Raw genomic sequence first — 19,355 nt, 5'->3', positions numbered from 1 at the left:
GGGCCATGTGCCCATCAGCGGATGACCTGCCCCCGCGAGTTGATGATGGTCATCTCGACAAATTTCGAGCCAACGTGGCTGTCCGGGCTGAAGTTGATGATGTAGCCGCCGAGGTCGACGTTTCTCATGCTTTCCAGCGCGGTGATCAGCTTTTCGCGGGTGAGGTCCTTGCCGGCGCGGCGCGTGCCTTCGACAAAGGCCTTGGCGGCGATGAAGCCTTCGATGCTGGCGTAGTCGAACTCGTTGGGCTTGCCGGCCGCCTGCAGCAGGCGCAGGTATTCGCGCACCACCGGCAGGGTGGCGTTGCCAGGGTGGGGCATGACTTGCGAGATGATCACGCCGCTGCCCTTGGCGCCGACTTCCTTGGCGAGTGCCTGGGTGCCGACGAACGAGACGTTATAGAACTGGCCATTGAAGCCGCGGCGCAGCGCTTCCTTCACGAAGGCGCCAGTGGTTCGGTACGCGTTGATCATCACCACCGCGTCGGGCTTGGACTTCATGGAGCCCTGCATGGCATCGCCGATCTCCACCGTATTGCGCACCACGCCCTCGCGGGCGACGATCTGCACGCCGCTGTCGGGCGCGGCCTTGAGGGCGCGTTCGAGCGCTTCCAGGCCGGCCTTGCCGTAGGCGTCCTCGTTGTAGACCACGGCGACCCGCTTGAGGCCAGTGACACGGACCTGGCGCAGGATGGCCGCGGCTTCCTCGTTGAAGCCGGCGCGCACGTGGAAGGCATAGCGGTTGAACGGCTCGCGCAGCGACTGGGCGCCGCTGTAGGGGGCGAAGAACGGCACCCTGGCCTGGGTGGCCAGCGGCAGCGAGGCCTCGCCGGTCTCCGTGCCGACGTAGCCGAACAGCGCGAAGGCGTGGTCCTCGTCGATCAGCGCGCGGGTGTTCTTGGCGGCGGATTCCGGCTCGTTGAAGTCGTCCAGCACCTTGAGCTCGATCTTGCGGCCGTAGATGCCGCCGTGCTGGTTGATGTAGTCGAAGTAGAGCTGCGCGCCAGAATTGAGCTGCTTGCCTAGCATGGCGGTAGGCCCGGTGAGCGCAGCCGACTGGCCCAGCAGGATGGTGTCCGCGCTGACGCCGTTCTCGGCGCTGGCATTGGCAACGAATGAGCCGATGGCGCATGCCACCAGCAGGCCGGCAATGCGCCAGCCCCTGACCCCAGAATGCACTTGCATGGTTTCCCCGTGAAAAACGGTGTGTTCTTTACCCGTGAATGCCTTGCCGGTCTGTGCCGGCGCTGCCCTGGCGCCATCCCCCGGCGCAGCGTCGGGCTATCATAATCGAATACAATCGGAGCCTAACAATTTCCCCCGGCGGCGCCCGTCGGGGCGACGCCGGCATACAACACGCGGCGCCGCCAGGCTAGTCCGGCAACGGCCTTTCCTGCACGGTGACCAGGTCCCGCCGCGTGTGGCCGCTCAGCCGCCCCAATGCATGTTGCCCCATGGCAGTCGCGCCGCCCGCTCCCAATTGCTTGCCAGGAGAATCCATGGCTTCCCGCATCGTCCGTGCCGCTTGCCCGCACGATTGTCCCGATACCTGTGCCTTGCTCGTCACCGTCGAGGACGGCCGCGCGACCAAGGTGGCGGGAGATCCCGACCATCCTGGCACCCAGGGCGTGCTGTGCACCAAGGTCTCGCGCTACACGGACCGCACTTACCACCCCGACCGCCTGCTGACGCCGATGAAGCGGGTCGGCCGCAAGGGCGAAGGCAAGTTCGAGCCGATTTCCTGGGACGAGGCGCTGGACACCGTGGCCACCCGCTTGTCCGCCATCGCCGCGCGCGACCCGCAGGCCATCCTGCCGTACAGCTATGCCGGCACCATGGGACTGGTGCAGGGCGAGAGCATGGCGGCGCGCTTCTTTCACAAGCTGGGCGCCTCGCTGCTTGACCGCACGATCTGCGCCAGCGCCGGTGCCACCGCGCTGCGCTACACCTACGGCGCCAGCATCGGCATGGATATCGAGCATGTGCCCGATGCCAAGCTCATCATCATCTGGGGCGGCAACCCCATCGCCTCCAACCTGCATTTCTGGACGCGGGTGCAGCAAGCCAAGCGGCGCGGCGCCACCCTGGTGGCGATCGACCCGTACCGCTCGCTGACCGCCGAGAAATGCCATCGCCACATCGCCTTGATGCCCGGCACCGACGGCGCGCTGGCGCTGGCGATGATGCACGTGCTGATGCGCGACGGCCTGCTCGACTTCGAGTACATCGCGAACCACACGGTGGGCTTCGAGGCGCTGCGCGAGCGTGCCCAGGCTTACACGCCGCAGCGCGCGGCCGAGATTTGCGGCGTCAGCGTGGACGACATCGAATGGCTGGCCGGCCTCTACGGGCAACTCGCGGTGCGCGAGCGCCAGCCGGTGGCGATCCGCCTGAACTATGGCATGCAGCGTTCGCACGGCGGCGGCCAGGCGGTGCGCGCGGTGGCCTGCCTGCCGTCGCTTGTGGGTGCCTGGCGCCACGCGGCCGGGGGCCTGCAGCTGTCCACATCGGGCTTCTTCCCGGTGGACAACCTGGCGCTGCAACGCCCGGACCTGCTGCCGGGCCTGCCGGCGCTGCCGCGCACGGTCAACATGAGCACCATCGGCGACGCGCTGCTGGATGCCGGCGACGGCGCGGGCAACCCGAAGATCGAGGCGCTGGTGGTCTACAACAGCAACCCGGTGGCGGTGGCGCCGCAGTCGGCCAAGGTGGCCGAAGGCTTCGCGCGTGAGGACCTCTTCACCGTGGTGCTGGAGCAGTTCCGCACCGATACGGCTGACTACGCTGACATCCTGCTGCCGGCCACCACCCAGCTCGAGCACGTGGATGTGCACAAGGCCTACGGCCATACGTACTTCCTGGCCAACAACCAGGCCATCGCGCCGCTGGGCGAGGCCGTGCCCAACACCGAGATCTTCCGCCGCCTGGCCCAGCGCATGGGCTTTGCCGAGCCGTGCTTTGCCGATAGCGACGAAGATATCGCCGCCCAGGCCATCGTGGCCACGGACCCGCGCGCGGCAGGCATCAGTTGGGAGTCCCTCAAGGCACAGGGCTGGCAAAAGCTCAACCTGCCGGCGGCGCCGCTCGCCGAAGGCGGCTTTGCCACGGCGTCCGGCAAGTGCGAGTTCTACTCGGAGATCATGCGCCGCGACGGTCTCGATCCCTTGCCTGACTACGTGCCCCCGTACGAGACCCCCGCGATCGCACCGGAACTGGCTGCGCGCTATCCGCTGGCGATGATCTCGCCGCCGGCGCGCAATTTCCTCAACAGCTCGTTCGTCAACGTCGACAGCCTGCGCGCCACCGAAGGCGAGCCGCACCTGGACATTCATCCTGAGGACGCCGCCCCGCGCGGCATCGCCAGCGGCAGCATGGTGCGGGCCTTTAACGACCGCGGCAGCATGCTGGCGCGGGCCCGCGTGACCGACCGGGCCCGGCGCGGGCTGGTGGTGGGGCTGTCGATCTGGTGGAAAAAGCTGGCGCCGGATGGCAAGAACGCCAACGAGCTCACCAGCCAGCGGCTGACCGACCTGGGCCGTGCGCCGGTGTTCTACGATTGCCTGGTGCAAGTGGAAGCTGCGCCGGCTACGGCCACCGCCACCGCCTAGCCACCATGAACCTGCGCCCGGCACGCACGCTTCAAGCCCTGGCTGCACTGGGGCTTGCCGCGCTGCTGTCCGGCTGCGACACGGTCGGCTACTACGCGCAGTCGATCGGTGGCCACCTTGGGGTGATGGCGGACGCTCGGCCATTGCCCGACGCCATTGCCGCGGCGCAGCAAGCCAAGGACACGCGGCTGGCTCAGCGCCTGGCTCTTGCCGGCACCATCCGCGACTTTGCCTCGCATGAGCTGAAGCTGCCGGACAACGGCAGCTACCGGCGCTACGCCAACCTGCACCGGTCGTATGTGGTGTGGAGCGTGTTCGCCACCCCCGAGCTGTCGATGGAACTGCACAAGTGGTGCTTCCTGGTGGTGGGCTGCATCAGCTACCGCGGCTATTACGCGCAGGCGGATGCCGACGGCTATGCGCAGGGCCTGCGCAAGGTGGGCCTGGAGCCCTATGTCGCCGGCATCCCGGCGTATTCCACGCTGGGCTATTTTGACGACCCGCTGCTCAATACCTTCGTCTACCAGCCCGAAGGCGAACTGGCACGGCTGATTTTCCACGAACTGGCGCACCAGGTGGTCTATGTGCGCAATGACACCACCTTCAACGAGTCTTTCGCCACCGCGGTGGAAACGGCCGGGGTGGAGCGCTGGCTGGCGCTGGCGGCGTCGCCCGATGCCCGCGCCAGCTACCGCCAGTACGACCTGCGCCGCCAGCAATTTCGCGCGATGCTGCTGGACGCGCGCGATCGGCTCGATGCGCTCTATCACTCGCCCCTGTCAGACGATGCCAAGCGTGCGGGCAAGGCGGAAGTTTTCGCCGGCCTGCGTGCGCGCTATGCGAAGCTCAAGCAAGAGTGGGGCGGCTACAGCGGCTACGATCGCTGGTTCGAGCGGCCGCTGACCAATGCGCAGCTTGCCGCGGTGGCGACCTACCAGCAATGGGTGCCGGCTTTTATGGTGCTCCTGGCGCAAAACGGTGGCGACTGGACGGCGTTCTATGCCGAGGTCCGGCGCATCGGCGATCTGCCGCGCGCCGAACGCGATGCCCGCCTGCGCCAGCTGGCGCCGCCGGCCAGTGGCGGCAACGCGCTGACCGCCGGCGAAAGCGGGACCGCGGTAGGGGCCGCGATCGGCGCGGCACGCGCCAGCGGCGCGCCCGACACGCCATCCGCGCCCGCGGCGGGTGCCAGGCCTTGATGCACTGACTAGGTGCCCGCTGGGCGCTTCATCCGGCAGACCGACGGCAGGTTCAGGTCCCCCCCTGGCGTCGTGCTGTCGAGGCGGAAGCCGTACTGCGTGCCTTCCACGCCAACCTTGACGGTCTTGCCGTCCACCGGCGCGATGGTCGAGACCACCTGCGGCAGCAGCAACTGGTGATCGCTCTTGCGCATCAGCACGTCGCCGACGGGCGAGCGGTACTGCATGCCCTCGAGCGCGAACGCGATGCTGGTCGGGTCGTCGGATCTGGCGCGGCGAATCGCCTCGCTGAGCATTTGCACGGCGATCAGCACGCGCGGGGCGAAGTACTCGCCCGCCGGGGTTTGCCTGACCCGCGCCGCCAGCGCAGCCAGCACCGGATCGTCGCCGTTGGGCAGGTACTCGGCCACCCAGGTCAGGTGCGCGTTCTTTGCCTGCGACACGGCCAGCACGGTGCCGGGCGCGCCGCCGCCGCTATGGTTCAGGTAGTTCAGTTCGTAGCCGGCCTCGCCGCCGGCCTTGATCAGCAGGCTGAGGTCCTGGCCCCAGTTGCCCGTGACCACGGTATCGGCGCCGCTTTCCTTGATCCGGCTCATGTACGGCGCGAAGTCCTTGACTCGCGCCAGCGGGTGCAGCGCCTCGCCGACGAACTGCACGTCGGGCCGCGCTCCCGCGATCATCTGCCGGCCCAGTGCTGCCCAGATGCGGCCCTGGGTGTAATCCTGGTTAAGCAGGTAGACCTTGTGCATGCCCTTTTGCTCGCGCGCGAAATTGGCCAGCGCGCGCATTTTCATCGCCGTGTTCGCCTCGGTGGCGAAGTGCCAGAAGCTGCAGCGCGCGCCCGTCAGGTCGGGGTCGAGCGAGGCGTAGTTCATGATCAGCACGCGCTGCCCGGGGTTGCGCTCGTTGTGCCGGTTGACGGCCTCCACCAGCGCCGTGACCACCGGCGAGCCAGATGCGCCGGTGAACACCACGCGCACGCCGGCGTCGATTGCGCTTTGCAGCGCGATGAGGCTTTCCTGCGCAGAGAGCTTGTTGTCAAAGCTCACCAGCGCGTAGTTGCGCCCGAGCACGCCGCCCTGTGCGTTGGCGTCATCGAGCGCGAACTTCAGGTTGGCCTGGAAGATCTGGCCCACGTTGGCCAGCGGCCCGGACAACTGGTCGATGAACGCTACCTTGATGGGCGCGGCGGCGTTGTCTTGCGTTTTTTCCTGCGCGTTCTCCCGGGCCTGTAGCGGCAGCGCGCCGACCAGCGCGAGTGCGGCAACGGCGACGCAGCGCGTGAACACGCCACGCGCCAGCGCGGCGGCCCTGGCGGTGGCGCGTGGCGCGCGCCTCAAGTCATGGGACATCGATGCTCTCCTTCTGCTTGTCACCACGTGTCGATGAAACGGCGCGATCCGGCCGCCGGCGTATCGGGCGCGGCCGATGCCGGGAGCGCCGAAGCCAGGCCGCGCAGCAGCCAGTGGCGTGTGTCGGCCGGGTCGATGACGGCGTCGATTTCCAGGTGGCTAGCCATATTAAGCGCTCGGCCGCGCTGGTAGGCGCCCTCGATCATGCGCGCAAACAAGGCTTCGCGCTCGTCCGGGTCGGCCACCGCTTCCAGTTCCTTGCGAAAGCCCAGCCGGATCGAGCCCTCGATGCCCATCGCGCCGAACTCGCCGCTGGGCCAGGCTACGGTAAAGAACGGCGCGCCGAAGCTGCCGCCGGCCATGGCTTGCGCGCCCAGGCCATAGCCCTTGCGCAGCACCACCGTGAAGAAGGGCACGCGCAGTGCGCCGGCGGTGACGAACAGGCGCGAGACGTGGCGCACCGTGGCGGTCTTCTCCGCCTCCGGTCCCACCATGAAGCCGGGCGTGTCGCACAGCGAGACGATGGGCAAGCCGTGCGCATCGCATAGCTGCATGAAGCGCGCGGCCTTGTCGGCGGCCGCGGCATCGATGGCGCCGCCCAGGTGCCGCGGGTTGTTGGCGATGCAGCCGAAGGCGCGCCCTTCGATGCGGATCAGCGCGGTGATGATGCCCGCGCCAAAGGCGGCGCGCAGCTCCAGCACGGAGTCGTGATCGGCCAGCGCCGCGAGCACGCCGCGCATGTCGTAGCTGCGCAGYCGGTTCTCAGGGATCAGGTGGCGCAGCGCGCGCGCATYGCCGGCCTCCCAGCCGGTGAGGTCGCCCTGGAAATAGGACAGGTAGCGGCGCGCCGTCTCCACCGCCGCTATCTCGTCGTCGACCAGCACATCGATCACGCCGTTGGGTGCTTGCACRCTCACCGGGCCGACTTCCTCGGGAGCGAACACGCCGAGCCCGCCGCCTTCGATCATGGCCGGGCCGCCCATGCCGATGGTGGCGTTGCGCGTGGCGATGATCACGTCGGCGCAGCCTAGCAGCGCGGCATTGCCGGCAAAGCAGCGCCCGGAGACGATGCCCACCAGCGGCACCTGGCCGGACAGCCGCGCGAACTGGATGAAGGACGTGCAATCCAGCCCGGCCACCACCGGGGTGTCGGTGTCTCCGGGCCGCCCGCCGCCGCCTTCGGCGAACAGCACCACCGGCAGGCGCCACTGGCGCGCCAGCGCCAGCATGCGGTCCAGCTTCTTGTGGCCGTAGAAGCCCTGGGTGCCGGCCAGCACTGTGTAGTCGTACGCCAGCACCATGCAGCGCGCATCCGTTGCCGGGAAGTGCTCGGCATTGACGGTGCCAATGCCGGTGACGATGCCGTCGGCCGGCGTCGCGCGCTCCAGGTCCTCCACGCTGCGGCGCTGGCGTTGCGCGGCGATGGCGAGCGCGCCGTACTCGATGAATGAGCTGGCATCGCACAGCTGGGCGATGTTCTCGCGCGCGGTGCGCCCGCCCCTGGCATGGTGCTTGTCCACCGCTTGCGGGCGGGCCGCGTCCTGCGTGAGCGCGTGGCGGGCCAGGGCGTCGCGCAGGTCCGCCCGGATATGGGCGGGATCCACGGCGGCGCCGGCCTGCGCCCCATGATGGCCGCCTTCGTCCAGCGACAGCACGATCACCGGCGCGCCCGCGCGCAGCACGTCGCCGAGCGCGGCCAGCACGCGTAGCACTTCGCCCGCCCCCGGCGCTTCCAGCGGGTGCTCCATCTTCATGGCTTCGATGATGGCCAGAGATTGCCCGCGCCGCACGCGCTCGCCGGGGCGCACCTGCACCGCTGCCAGCGCGCCGTCCATGGGTGCGCAGAGCAGCGCCGCATCGTCGGGCAGGTCGTCCGGCAGCGTGGATGCGAGCGCTTGCGCGCTGCTGGCCGCAGTCACCGCATGCAGCGCCGGATGGCCGGGATCGCTGTCCAGCGACTGCGTCGCGAGGGCCGGTAGCGCCGCGTCCAGGTACTGCGTGTGGACTGCGTTGCGCCGCACATCGTCGCGCAGCAGCAGGTCCTGCAGCAGCCTGCGGTTGGTGTCGATGCCCTCGATGCGGAACTCGCACAGCGCCCGATAGGCCTGGGCCAGCGCGCGCGCGTAGTTGCCGCCGGGTTCATGCACGATCAGCTTGGCCAGCAGCGAGTCGAAGCGCGGGTTGACCGTCATGCCGGCATGGCCCGCGCCATCGACGCGCACGCCGGGGCCGCTGGGCGGCTCGTAGGCATCGATGCGGCCGCTGGCGGGGCGCAACTGGCCTTGCGCGTCGAGGTGCTCGGCGTTGATGCGCAACTGCACTGCAATGCCGCGCGGCGCGGGCGCTTGCGCCAGCCCGAGGTGGCCGAGATCCTGCCCGGCGGCAATGGCCAGCTGCACCTGGAGCAGGTCCACGCCGGTCACCATTTCCGTGACGGTGTGCTCCACCTGCAGGCGCGGGTTGGCCTCCATGAACCAGAACTCACCATCCGCGCCATCCGCACCCAGCAGGAACTCGAAGGTGCCAATGCCGCGATAGGCGCTGGCGCGCGCCAGCGTGATCGCGGCCTGGGCCAGGCGCGCACGCATGCCTGCATCGAGCGAAGGGCTGGGCGCCACTTCAACCAGCTTCTGGTGCCTGCGCTGCAGGCTGCATTCGCGCTCGCCCAGGGCGATCACGCCGCCGGCCGCGTCTGCCACCACCTGGATCTCGATATGGCGAGGCGCATGCACGATGCGCTCCACGTAGACGGCGCCGTTGCCAAACGCGGCCGTGGCTTCGGAGACGCAGCGGGCATAGGCCTCGTCGATGTCCGCTGCCGCGTGCACCGCGCGCATGCCGCGCCCGCCGCCACCGGCCAGCGCCTTGATCATCATGCCGGCCGCCTTGCCTGGCGCTTGCAGCGAGGCAAAGAACGCGTGCGTAGCCTGCAGCGTCGTCGGCCCGGTGGAGCCCGGCACCACCGGCACGTCGCACTCGCGCGCCAGCGCGCGCGCGCGCGCCTTGTCGCCGAACAGGCGCAGCACATCGGGTGCGGGGCCGGCAAAGGCCAGGCCGGCGTCCAGGCAGGCCTGGGCAAACTCGGCGTTCTCGGACAGCAGGCCGTAACCCGGGTGGACCACGTCGCAGCCACTGCGGCGCGCAGCGTCCACTACCTGCGCGATATCGAGGTAGGCGCGCGGGCCGGTGCCGGGCAGCGCTACCGCGCCATCAGCCTTGCGCACGTGGAGGGCGTCGCGATCGTCCTCGCTGTACAGCGCCACGCTTTCCAGGCCCATTGCCGCTGCGGCGCGGGCGATGCGGATGGCGATTTCACCGCGATTGGCGATCAGTAGCTTGCGGAACGTCATGATGCGAAGAAGGTGAATGTGGCGGATTTCATAGGGAAGGGCATCACGGGATCAGCCAAGCTGCTCGGCCAGCGGCGCCAGGTCCTGCTTGCGCACCTTGCCCGTGGCGGTTAGCGGCAGGGCGTCGACAATATGCACCAGCGGCACCTTGTAGACGGCCATGTTGGCACGGCACCATTGCACCAGCGCGGCGTTGTCCACCGTGCCGATGGCCTCGGGCTTGAGCATGACAAACGCCACGGGCAACTGGCCGCGGTCCTCATCCGCGCGGCCCAGCACCGCCGAGCCGAGAATGGCCGGATGCTGACCCAGCAGCGCCTCGATCTCGGCCGGGAACACGCTCATGCCGTTGACCTTGAGCATCTCCTTGCGCCGGCCCAGGTAGTGCAGGTAGCCGTGCTCGTCGATCAGGCCGATGTCGCCGGTGTGGAACCAGCCGTTGCGCAGCGATTCGCGCGTCGCGTCGGGTTTGTTCCAGTAGCCTTTGAGCAGGGTCGGCGTGCGCACGCACAGCTCGCCCTCGGCGCCCGGCGGCAGCAGCTCGCCGCTGGCGAAGTCGCAGATCTTGAACTCGGTGCCGGGCACGGGCAGGCCGACAAAGATGGGCTGGGCGCGCAGGTCCAGGTCATCGTCCTGCATGCCGTAGGCAAAGGTGTTGCAAGTTTGCGTCTCGGTCATGCCCCAGGCGGTCTCGGCGATGACCGAGCCGGTCAGCGCCTGCCACGCGCGGCGATACGGCAGGTTGAGCTTCTTGACGAAGGACGATACGCCCACGTAGCGCAGCGAGCGCAATGCGTACTGCGCCGCGCGCGGGTGCTCCATCACCTCCACCGCGTTGTCCACCAGCATCGACGCGTTGGTGACTTGGTAGCGCTGCACCGCCGCCATGAAGGTCTCGGGATCCCAGCGCGCCAGCAGTACCAGCGGGATGCCGAAGAAGGCGGGGAAGATCAGGCAGAGGTTTTCGCCCGCGATCCAGAACTCGGGGAAGAAGCCCAGCATGACGCTGTCGTCGGCGATGTCGAGCGAGACCGCGCCGAACGCGGCCGCCATGTCCACCATATCGCCCTGGGTGTGGATGCAGCCCTTGGGCAGGCCCGTGGTGCCGCCGGTGTAATTGAGCGCGGCCACGGCATCGAGCGAGGCCGGTGTGGCAGGGGCTGCGAGCGTGCACGCCGCCATCGCGGATAGCAGGTCGATGGCGTGGCCGTCGGCTTCGCAGTCATGGCGCGGCGCCTGCACCATGGGCGGCAGCGGCAGTGTGGGCTCGGCGGGAATCACATCGGCAAAGCTGGTCGAAAACAGCAGGGCGAGCGGATCCTGCGCGCCCAGCGCGGCGCGCGTTTCGCGCACCAGCGGCACCAGCTGGTCGAGCGCGATCAGCGCGCGCGGCGTGCTGTCGGCGAGTGCGTGCTGCAACTCGGCGCGCTGCGAGAGCGGGCTGATCGGCACGTACACGGCACCTAGCTTGAGGATGCCGAAGAACACGATGTGGAACTGCGGGCAATTCGGCATCAGCACCGCCACGCGGTCGCCGGCGCCGATGCCGTGTGCTGCCAGCAGCGCGGCGCAGCGGTCGCTCTGCGCGTCCAGCTCCGCGTAGGTGGTTTCGTGGCCGTAGAAAATCACCGCGGGGCGATCCGGCCGGGTGCGGCCCCAGTGGCGCAGCATGTCCGTGAGCGGCATGCGCCCCAGCGGATATTGCGGCGTGCGCGGGGTGCGCTCGGGCCATGCGCGCTGCCAACGCGCATGCATGTCGGCCAGGTAGGTGGTCTCGTCCATTGGCGGTGTCTCCTTGCTGGTGGGCCGCCAAGCCGGCTTGGGTTGGCGAAATTTACTCTTTGGTATATTTGTTTACCCTTCGGTATGATCGTATTGGCATTGCCGTCATGCGTCAAGCCAGGTGCCGCCCGCGTGAATCCATGGTTCACGGGGAGCGGGTCAACGCCAAAACGGACTGCCGGGCCTTCCAGCCGCGGCGCCATGCGAGAATCGCGTCATGCCGACTGCACAGAAAACCGCTCCCGCCGCCGAGGCCGCTCCGGAGATCGCTCCGGACGCCGTACCCGCCCGCTCGCATATCGCCGAGCGGCAGGAAGCGCGCCGCCGCCAGATCCTCGATGCCGCTGCCCAGCTGTTCTATACCAAGGGCTATCCTGGCATGACGATGAACGACCTGTGCCGCGCGCTGGGCGTGACCAAGCCGGCGGTGTACTACTACTTCACCGACAAGTACGAGATGTTCGACATCCTGTGCCGCGAGTCCGCGCAGACCTGCCTGCCGGTCATCCGCGAGACCGCCGACCCGGCCTTGCCGGTGCGCGAGCGCCTGCATGCCTGCCTGCTGGAAATGGCGCGGCGTTGCATTGCCTGCTACGTGCCCGCCACGCTCAGCTTTCGCGACAACCAGTACCTGCGGCCGGAAACGGTGACGTGGCTGGGCAATATGGCGCGCGCCTTCTACCGCGACCTCTATGCGCTGCTGGAGGAAGGCAAGCGCGCGGGGGTGTTCAGCTATGGCGACGCGCGCGTGACCGCCCATGCGATCGGCAGCGTGGTTGGCTTCATGTACACCTGGCACCAGCCCGAGCGCATGGAGGCGCAGGCGCTGGCGGAAGAGCTGGCCACGAGCATGATGAAGATGGTGTTGCCGGTGAACGGCTGACTTCGGCAGGGCTTTTCGTCGCGGCCTGGCGCAAGCCGCTAGGGGAATTCCCCAGTCCGGATTGAACTGTGCGCTAAACTTCACGTCAGACGGTGGATCGGGTCCAGAGGACTTCATCTAACGTGTTGTCTTAACCGGGTCGCGCGTTTAGCATCTGTCGAAAATCGAACGACCATTCAGAAAATCAGGAGACGGTGCATGGAAAGACTGTGGCTGAAGCATTACCCGGCCGGCGTGCCTGCCGAGATCGATAGCAGTCAGTTCCGCTTGCTGGCCGAATTGCTCGAGGCGTCCTTCCGCACCTATGCTGATCGCCGTGCCTTTGTGTGCATGGACAAGTCGATCACCTACGGCGAGCTCGACCGCATGTCGCGGCAGTTCGCGGCGTGGCTGCAGTCGCGCGGGCTCAAGCCGGGCGCGCGCGTGGCTATCATGATGCCCAACGTGCTGCAGTATCCGGTGGTGCTGGCCGCCGTGCTGCGTGCCGGCTTTGTCGTGGTCAACGTCAATCCGCTCTACACCCCGCGCGAACTCGAGCATCAACTCAAGGACAGCGGCGCCGAGGCCATTGTCATCCTCGAGAACTTCGCTACCACGCTGCAGCAAGTGCTGCCCGCCACGCCGGTCAAGCATGTGGTGGTGGCCAGCATGGGCGACCTGCTGGGCGGCCTCAAGGGCGCGATCGTCAATTTCGTGGTGCGTAACGTCAAGAAGATGGTGCCGGCCTGGGAACTGCCCAACTGCGTGCGCTTCAACGCGGTGCTGGCAGAGGGGCGCGGCATGCAGCTGCAGCCCGCCACCACGGGCCCGGACGACATTGCCTTCCTGCAATACACCGGCGGCACCACTGGCGTGTCCAAGGGCGCCGTGCTGCTGCACCGGAACATCGTCTCCAACGTGCTGCAGTCCGAAGCCTGGATGCAGCCGGCGCTGGCCAAGGGCGCACCGATCGACCAGGTGATCACCATCACGGCGCTGCCGCTGTACCACATCTTCGCGCTGACGGTCTGCTGCCTGCTGGGCATGCGCAGCGGCGGCCTGAGCGTGCTGATCCCCAATCCGCGCGATATCCCCGGCTTCATCAAGGAGCTGCAGAAGTACAAGTTCAACATGTTCCCGGCGGTCAATACGCTGTACAACGCGCTGATCAACAGCCCGGATATCGACAAGGTCGACTTCTCGGGCTTGCGCGTGGCCAACGGCGGGGGCATGGCGGTGCAGGAAGCGGTGGCCAAGAAGTGGCTGGCCAGGACGGGCTGCCCGGTCATCGAGGGCTACGGCCTGTCGGAGACCTCGCCTTCGGCTACCTGCAACCCGACTGATTCCGACGCGTTCTCCGGCACCATCGGCCTGCCGCTGCCGTCGACCGACATCGCCATTCGTGACGACGACGGCGCGGACGTGCCGCTCGGCCAGGCTGGCGAGATCTGCATCCGTGGCCCGCAGGTGATGGCCGGCTACTGGAACCGCCCGGACGAGACCGCCAAGGTCATGACGGCTGACGGCTTCTTCAAGTCTGGCGACATCGGCGTGATGGACGCGCGCGGCTACACCAAGATCGTCGACCGCAAGAAGGACATGATCCTGGTGTCCGGCTTCAACGTGTACCCGAACGAGGTCGAAGGCGTGGCCGCAGAGTGCCCGGGCGTGCTGGAGGTGGCAGCGGTGGGCGTGCCCGACGAGCATTCGGGCGAAGTGGTCAAGCTGTACGTGGTCCGCAAGGATCCCGCGCTGACAGAAGCCGAGCTGATCGCCTTCTGCTAGGAGCGCCTGACCGGCTACAAGCGGCCCAAGTTCGTGGAGTTCCGCAGCGAGTTGCCCAAGACCAATGTGGGCAAGATACTGCGCCGCGAGCTGCGCGACAGCCGCACGGCGGCCTGAGCGAAGGGCGCAAGCCAGCCACGCACGCCGCGGCAAGAACGGCCTCCCGCAAGGGAGGCCGTTCTTCATTCAGCGGGGCGCGTCAGCATTCCCGGGAGGGCACGAGCAGCGGCTCGGGGGCGCCGTCGGGATAGACCATCCGCACGCAGGCGCCGGGTTCCAGGCCAGGCGCCGCGGGGCCATTGACGATGACGTTGCCGCCGCTGCCATCCAGTGGCGCCACCGTGTACTGAAACAGGTCCATGCGCGGCCGCGGGCGTAGCAACGTATTCAGGTCGATGGAAAAGCCAACGCCTGCGCCGCTCGAGCCACCGCCGTTCCATGCACCGCCGCCAACGCCCACGGCGGTGCTCGCCGCACCGTTGTCCGGCATGTCGACCTGGCCCACCAGCGTCTTCGCGCCGATGCGCCCAAGCTTGATGCTGACGTTGAGCGGTGACACCTTGGGCCCCGGCGGCGTGCTCTGGCAAGCCACGAGGAGTAGCGTCAGCAGCGAGGCGCAAAGCGCGCCCGCTGCCGAACGGGTCGCGTTCATGCGCTCACCAGCCCGGTCTTGAGCCGGCCCAGCAAGCGGAACAGGGCGCGCCGATCGGTCTGGGGCAGGCCGCCGAACAATTGCTCGATCCAGTCTTCGTGCGCGCGCGCCATCTTGGAGAATGCGGTGCGCCCGGCCGGCGTGAGCCGGATCAGGTAAGCGCGGCGATCGCTTGGCAATGCCTCGCGCGAGACCAGGCCTTCCTGCTGGAGCTGGTCCGTGATGCCGGTGACGTTGCCGCCGGTGACCATCATGCGGCGCGATAGCTCGCCCATCTTCAGGCCCTCCGGATGGCGGTCAAGCTGGGACATCAGGTCGAAGCGCGGCAGGGTGCAGGCGAAATCCTGACGCAGCCGGGAGCGGATGTCGGCCTCGACCAGATTGGTGCAGGTCAGCAGACGCAGCCACAGGCGCAGGGCGTCGTGGGCGTTATCGTCGGCACTGGTTTCGAGATCGACCGGCGCTTCTTCGGCGCCGGCCTTGGGCGGGGCCTCGGCGGCAGGTGGGATGGGCATCGCGGCACGCTGGTTGTTTGATGCCTCAAGTATATGCGCTCGCACGCCGCCACGGGCCGGCCCGCGCCTCAATCGACCTTGGCGCCCGAGTCCCTGACCACCTTGGCCCATTTGGCGAGCTCGGCGCGGATAACGGCGGCGAACTGCTCCGGCGTGTTGCCGACCGGGTCGGCACCCTGGGCCAGCATCTTTTCGCGCATGGCCGGCGTGGCCAGCGCGCGCGCGACTTCCTGCTGGACGCGCGCGACGATCTCGTGCGGCGTGCCGGCGGGCGCCAGCAAGCCAAACCAGGAGCTGGCCTCGAAGCCCGGCAGGCGGGCCGCCTCTGCCACCGTTGGCACGCCCGGCAGCGCCGGCGAGGGTTTGGCGCTGGTGACGGCCAGTGCCTTGAGCTTGCCGCTCTTGATCAGCGCCATCGATGAGGGCAGGTTGTCGAACATCAGCTGCATGGTGCCGCCGGCCAGGTCGGTCAGGGCCGGGCCGCTGCCCTTGTAGGGGAAGTGCACCATGAAGGTACGGGTCTGGGTCTTGAACAGCTCGCCTGCCAGGTGGATCGAGGTACCGTTGCCGCTCGACGCCATATTGAGCTTGCCGGGGTTGGCGCGCGCATAGGCGATCAGGTCCGTGACGCTGTTGATGCGGTTTTGCTGCGCGAAGGCGGGGTTGACCACCAGCACATTGGGCACCGAGGCCACCTCGGTGATGGGGGCGAAGTCCTTGACCGGGTCGAACGGCAGCTTGCCGTACAGAGACTGGTTGATGCCATGCGTGCCCACCGTGCCCATCAGCAGCGTGTAGCCGTCCGGCGCGGCCTTGGCGACCATGTCGGTGCCGATGTTGCCGCCCGCGCCCGGCCGGTTGTCGACGACTACGTTCCAGCCCTGGAGCTTCGACAGCTCGGCGGCCACGGCGCGCGCCAGGATGTCCGTCGTGCCGCCGGCAGGGAACGGCACCACCAGGCGGATCGGCTTGTTCGGGTAGGGGTCCGCGGCTTGCGCGGGCGCTTGCCAGGCAAGGGGGGCAAGGCAGGCACCAGCGATGGTGGCAAGCAGCCTGTGGGTCGCGCGGCGGCGGGTGCGGTGCATGGGAGTCTCCTTATGGGTGCCTGCGTTTTGCCGGATGGCGCGATGGCGCAATGACGCGGTACGCATCGCCGATGCATCCGGAAGGCTGCTGCATTGTAGTGTCGGCATAACAATGTGCCGATGAGGTGATGCCCTAGGACCGAGAGGCGAGGCCGCGCCATGAAAAAAGGCACCCGAAGGTGCCTTTGCCGTGCCGCGCGGATGCGCTTAGAACTTGTGGCGGATACCCACGGCGGCGCCCAGCATGTTGTTGTTGTTGCTGCCGAGGAAGTAGGTATTGGCGAAGCTGATCGCCGACGTGTCGAGGTTCAGGCCGGCGTTCTTCGCGTACGCGGCGGTCAGATAAACGTCGGTGCGCTTGGACAGGTTGTAGTCGGCGATGAACGAAATCTGCCACGGGTTCTTGACGTTGACGCCGCCGAGGTTCTTGACGTCGTCATAGTTGTACTGCAGCGTCAGGCCCAGTGGTGCGGTGACCTGGTAGTTGGCGCCGATCCAGTAGTAGTTGTCGCGCAGCACGGTGGCACCGGTCTGTGCCTTGGTTTGGCCCCAGCGATAGCCGCCCATGATCTTGGCCGGGCCAAAGGCATAGCTGCCCGCGACGGCAGCCTTCTTGGCCGTGCCAGTGCCGAGGAAGGCGGCAGTAGCCGGATTCGAGATGCTCGGGTTGTATTGGTCGTAGGCGATAGTCGCGCCGAACGGACCGGCAGCGTAGGCCACGCCGGCGCCATAGCCGGTGTCGCGGCGGAACTGGCCCGGGACTTCGCCGTTGCCTGCCACGCCGTTGCCGAAGGACCAGTGTGCGATCGCGGTCACCGGACCGAATACGCCCGTGTACTTGGCCGTGTTGTCGGAGCGGAAGTTCAGGCCGAGCTGGGCGACCACCGGCTCATACTGGGTGGCGTAGCCGCTGGGCGAAAAGTTGGCGAGCAGGTCGAACAGCGTGGTGTACTGGCGACCAAAGGTGAAGCGGCCAACTTGGGCGCTTTCGATACCTACGTACGCTTGACGACCGAACAGGCGGCCGCCTTGCTGCAGCGAGCCGGTGTCGAGGGCGAAGCCGTTTTCGAGCACGAACAGCGCCTTCAAGCCGCCGCCCAGGTCTTCCACGCCGCGCAGGCCCCAACGCGAGCCGGACAGGCCACCGGAGGACATGCGAAAGACGGAGTCGCCGCGACCGGTACTGAGGCCGTTGGCGGCCGACGGTGCAACGCCGAGGTGATTGACGTATTCGAGGTTCATATCCGCAACGCCGTACAGCGTCACGCTGGACTGGGCCTGTGCGGCACCCGCGAATGCACCCAACGCAGCCAGCGCGAGAAGCGATTTTTTCATGCTCGATGATCTCCGTGTAAGAATTATTGGTGGCCAGCGGAGAAACCTCCTGAGTCTCCATTTTCCGCTTACCCAACTTCGTCAGAAGCTGCCAACTACTGTAACAAACCGCCCTCGATTCACAATCGGGATCACTGCCCTTGTCAGCTTTTCACAACTCAGGGTTTTGGAGTATCTGGCCCTTGCCAGCGCAGGCCGGGCGGGAGAGGCCAGGCAAGTCGGCCACGGTACAATGCGGGAAATCCCGAGAGCGTATTCATCGGCCCATCCCCCCTTCGCCAGGGCGTGGGACGCGGAACCGCTCCGAGCAACCACCAGCGCATGCATCCATGGATACCTTGATTCGCGAATTCGATGTGGCCTTGCGCGCGATCGCAGGCGTCACCCGCGCCAGTCGTGCCAATCCCGCCGAGGCGCTTGCGCCCGATGCGCAGAGCCTTGACGAGACGCAACGCCGCCACGTGGCCGGGCTCATGCGCATCAACCACGTGGGTGAGGTCTGCGCGCAGGCCCTTTACCAGGCGCAGAAGCTGACCGCGCGCACGCCGCAGGTTCGCGCACAGATGGATGAGGCCGCGCGCGAGGAAGAAGACCACCTCGGCTGGTGCGCCGAACGCCTGCGCGAGCTCGGCTCGCGTCCCAGCCTGCTCAACCCGCTCTGGTACGCAGGCGCGTTTGCCATTGGCTGGGCGGCGGGGCGAGCGGGCGACCGGGTCAGCCTGGGATTCGTCTCCGAGACCGAGTACCAGGTCGAGCAGCACCTGAATGGCCATCTCGAGCAGATTCCCGTTGCCGACGACCGGTCGCGCGCGATCCTGGAGCAGATGCGCGATGACGAGGTGAGGCACGGCGCCGCCGCGCGCGAGGCGGGCGGCATGCCGCTGCCCTCGCCGGTGCGCGCGATGATGCGGGCGGCCTCCAAGGTGATGACCACCGCCGCGTATCGGATCTGAGTGACGGCGCCGGAGCGGGAAGCCCCGCCCCATCGCCTCGCGCGCCGGCAAGTCAGGTGCCCCCCCGCACGCGGGGTAGACGCGAAAACGTTGTATCCTTCCATCGGTCCGGCTCGGCCGTATTTCCTGCTGCAGGCAGTTCCTTCCTCAGTTGTTCTCAGGTGGTTTCTCTGCTTTCTTCCATAAGATCTTCATTTCATTGGGAATTCACTTTTTCGGTGCGCGAGGTGTGCGCGCTAAGTCATTGTTCTAATTAAAAAAACCCGGATTGTTGCCCCATAACGAGCCTTGACCCGTGAAATCGCTTCCTCTAAAGTGGGAAATAGTGTGAGGAAGTGTGTTTTTGTGTGAAAACGCAGTCTGGCTATGGGATCATCGCCCAACGTCGGATTTAAAGGATTCACGCGCCAGCCGGTGGCAAGCATGCCGGCGCGGACCGGGGAGCTAGCTTGTTTCAGGGCGCATCGGCGCTGTCACTGGATGCCAAGGGCCGGATGTCGATTCCGGCGCGGCACCGTGAAGCGCTACAACAGCAGGCCGAGGGCCGGGTAACGCTGACCAAGCACCCGGACGGCTGCCTGCTGCTGTTTCCGCGCCCTGAATGGGAAAACTTCCGTGGTCGCATTGCGGCTTTGCCGATGGACGCGCACTGGTGGAAGCGCATCTTCCTGGGCAATGCCGCTGATGTCGACATGGACGGCGCGGGCCGGGTGCTGATCGCGCCCGAGCTGCGTAGCGCCGCCTTGCTCGACAAGGAAGTCATGCTGCTCGGTATGGGCAGCCATTTCGAAGTCTGGGATGCCGCAACCTACGCCGCCAAGGAACAGCAGGCGATGGCGCAGGGCATGCCGGAAGCATTAAAGAATTTCTCTTTTTGA

13 protein-coding genes and 1 pseudogene are annotated in these 19,355 nt (G+C 67.3%); 6 read left to right on the top strand and 8 right to left on the bottom strand.

What is annotated here, in order from left to right; translation table 11 throughout:
- Positions 1-14: 14 nt before the first annotated feature.
- Complete coding sequence (locus AB4061_RS12195) at positions 15-1,184, bottom strand: ABC transporter substrate-binding protein (RefSeq protein WP_441634005.1); 1,170 nt, start codon at positions 1,182-1,184, stop codon at positions 15-17.
- A 314-nt stretch (positions 1,185-1,498) separates the two neighbouring features.
- Here AB4061_RS12195 and AB4061_RS12190 point away from each other — a divergent pair, with 314 nt between their 5' ends.
- A complete protein-coding gene (locus AB4061_RS12190) occupies positions 1,499-3,607 on the top strand; it encodes a molybdopterin-containing oxidoreductase family protein (protein WP_441634003.1) in 2,109 nt (702 codons plus the stop codon).
- A gap of 5 nt (positions 3,608-3,612) precedes the next feature.
- Complete coding sequence (locus tag AB4061_RS12185; RefSeq protein WP_441634001.1) at positions 3,613-4,806, top strand: aminopeptidase; 1,194 nt, start codon at positions 3,613-3,615, stop codon at positions 4,804-4,806.
- 8 nt (positions 4,807-4,814) lie between these two features.
- On the opposite strand, the gene AB4061_RS12180 is transcribed toward AB4061_RS12185, so the two are convergent.
- Genes AB4061_RS12180 through AB4061_RS12170 form a run of 3 tightly spaced genes read right to left on the bottom strand, consistent with a single transcriptional unit; the run spans position 4,815 to position 11,290 of the window.
- A complete protein-coding gene (locus AB4061_RS12180; RefSeq protein WP_441633999.1) occupies positions 4,815-6,158 on the bottom strand; it encodes a branched-chain amino acid ABC transporter substrate-binding protein in 1,344 nt (447 codons plus the stop codon).
- A 20-nt stretch (positions 6,159-6,178) separates the two neighbouring features.
- Positions 6,179-9,508 (bottom strand): carboxyl transferase domain-containing protein, encoded by a 3,330-nt coding sequence (locus tag AB4061_RS12175; protein WP_441633997.1) that lies wholly within the window; start codon positions 9,506-9,508, stop codon positions 6,179-6,181.
- A 51-nt stretch (positions 9,509-9,559) separates the two neighbouring features.
- On the bottom strand, positions 9,560-11,290 hold the full coding sequence (locus AB4061_RS12170; RefSeq protein WP_441633995.1) for an AMP-binding protein: 1,731 nt from the start codon (positions 11,288-11,290) through the stop codon (positions 9,560-9,562).
- Between the two features lie 217 nt (positions 11,291-11,507).
- Between AB4061_RS12170 and AB4061_RS12165 the strand changes: the two genes are divergently transcribed.
- Both AB4061_RS12165 and AB4061_RS12160 read left to right on the top strand, forming a co-directional pair.
- Complete coding sequence (locus AB4061_RS12165; protein WP_441633993.1) at positions 11,508-12,173, top strand: TetR/AcrR family transcriptional regulator; 666 nt, start codon at positions 11,508-11,510, stop codon at positions 12,171-12,173.
- A 198-nt stretch (positions 12,174-12,371) separates the two neighbouring features.
- Positions 12,372-14,054: pseudogene (locus AB4061_RS12160) on the top strand (long-chain fatty acid--CoA ligase).
- An 82-nt stretch (positions 14,055-14,136) separates the two neighbouring features.
- Here AB4061_RS12160 and AB4061_RS12155 read toward each other — a convergent pair.
- The 4 genes from AB4061_RS12155 to AB4061_RS12140 all read right to left on the bottom strand — a co-directional run bounded on the left by AB4061_RS12155 (position 14,137) and on the right by AB4061_RS12140 (position 17,524).
- Positions 14,137-14,589 carry a hypothetical protein gene (locus AB4061_RS12155; protein ID WP_441633991.1) on the bottom strand — a complete coding sequence of 151 codons (453 nt, stop codon included), beginning with the start codon at positions 14,587-14,589 and terminating at the stop codon, positions 14,137-14,139.
- Positions 14,586-15,104: a MarR family winged helix-turn-helix transcriptional regulator gene (locus AB4061_RS12150; protein ID WP_441633989.1), complete on the bottom strand. Its 519-nt coding sequence runs from the start codon at positions 15,102-15,104 to the stop codon at positions 14,586-14,588. The genes AB4061_RS12155 and AB4061_RS12150 overlap by 4 nt, the downstream gene beginning before the upstream one ends.
- A gap of 68 nt (positions 15,105-15,172) precedes the next feature.
- Complete coding sequence (locus AB4061_RS12145) at positions 15,173-16,189, bottom strand: Bug family tripartite tricarboxylate transporter substrate binding protein (RefSeq protein ID WP_441633987.1); 1,017 nt, start codon at positions 16,187-16,189, stop codon at positions 15,173-15,175.
- Positions 16,190-16,396: 207 nt separating this feature from the next.
- Positions 16,397-17,524: a porin gene (locus AB4061_RS12140; protein ID WP_441633985.1), complete on the bottom strand. Its 1,128-nt coding sequence runs from the start codon at positions 17,522-17,524 to the stop codon at positions 16,397-16,399.
- Between the two features lie 329 nt (positions 17,525-17,853).
- Here AB4061_RS12140 and coq7 point away from each other — a divergent pair, with 329 nt between their 5' ends.
- Both coq7 and mraZ read left to right on the top strand, forming a co-directional pair.
- Positions 17,854-18,477 carry a 2-polyprenyl-3-methyl-6-methoxy-1,4-benzoquinone monooxygenase gene (coq7, locus tag AB4061_RS12135; RefSeq protein ID WP_174423057.1) on the top strand — a complete coding sequence of 208 codons (624 nt, stop codon included), beginning with the start codon at positions 17,854-17,856 and terminating at the stop codon, positions 18,475-18,477.
- A 449-nt stretch (positions 18,478-18,926) separates the two neighbouring features.
- Positions 18,927-19,355 (top strand): division/cell wall cluster transcriptional repressor MraZ, encoded by a 429-nt coding sequence (gene mraZ, locus AB4061_RS12130; RefSeq protein WP_150986800.1) that lies wholly within the window; start codon positions 18,927-18,929, stop codon positions 19,353-19,355.

The organism is Cupriavidus sp. YAF13, from assembly GCF_052113425.1.
GTDB lineage: Bacteria > Pseudomonadota > Gammaproteobacteria > Burkholderiales > Burkholderiaceae > Cupriavidus.
This window is presented reverse-complemented; position numbering and strand designations above follow the sequence as displayed.

What these genes read in the sequence shown, in the direction of transcription:
- AB4061_RS12195 (WP_441634005.1), bottom strand. Translation starts at nt 1,184, where the DNA reads ATGCAAGTGCATTCTGGGGTCAGGGGCTGGCGCATTGCCGGCCTGCTG.
- AB4061_RS12140 (WP_441633985.1), bottom strand. Translation starts at nt 17,524, where the DNA reads ATGAAAAAATCGCTTCTCGCGCTGGCTGCGTTGGGTGCATTCGCGGGT.
- AB4061_RS12190 (WP_441634003.1), top strand. Translation starts at nt 1,499, where the DNA reads ATGGCTTCCCGCATCGTCCGTGCCGCTTGCCCGCACGATTGTCCCGAT.
- coq7 (WP_174423057.1), top strand. Translation starts at nt 17,854, where the DNA reads ATGGATACCTTGATTCGCGAATTCGATGTGGCCTTGCGCGCGATCGCA.
- AB4061_RS12145 (WP_441633987.1), bottom strand. Translation starts at nt 16,189, where the DNA reads ATGCACCGCACCCGCCGCCGCGCGACCCACAGGCTGCTTGCCACCATC.
- AB4061_RS12155 (WP_441633991.1), bottom strand. Translation starts at nt 14,589, where the DNA reads ATGAACGCGACCCGTTCGGCAGCGGGCGCGCTTTGCGCCTCGCTGCTG.
- AB4061_RS12185 (WP_441634001.1), top strand. Translation starts at nt 3,613, where the DNA reads ATGAACCTGCGCCCGGCACGCACGCTTCAAGCCCTGGCTGCACTGGGG.
- AB4061_RS12165 (WP_441633993.1), top strand. Translation starts at nt 11,508, where the DNA reads ATGCCGACTGCACAGAAAACCGCTCCCGCCGCCGAGGCCGCTCCGGAG.
- AB4061_RS12170 (WP_441633995.1), bottom strand. Translation starts at nt 11,290, where the DNA reads ATGGACGAGACCACCTACCTGGCCGACATGCATGCGCGTTGGCAGCGC.
- AB4061_RS12180 (WP_441633999.1), bottom strand. Translation starts at nt 6,158, where the DNA reads ATGTCCCATGACTTGAGGCGCGCGCCACGCGCCACCGCCAGGGCCGCC.
- AB4061_RS12150 (WP_441633989.1), bottom strand. Translation starts at nt 15,104, where the DNA reads ATGCCCATCCCACCTGCCGCCGAGGCCCCGCCCAAGGCCGGCGCCGAA.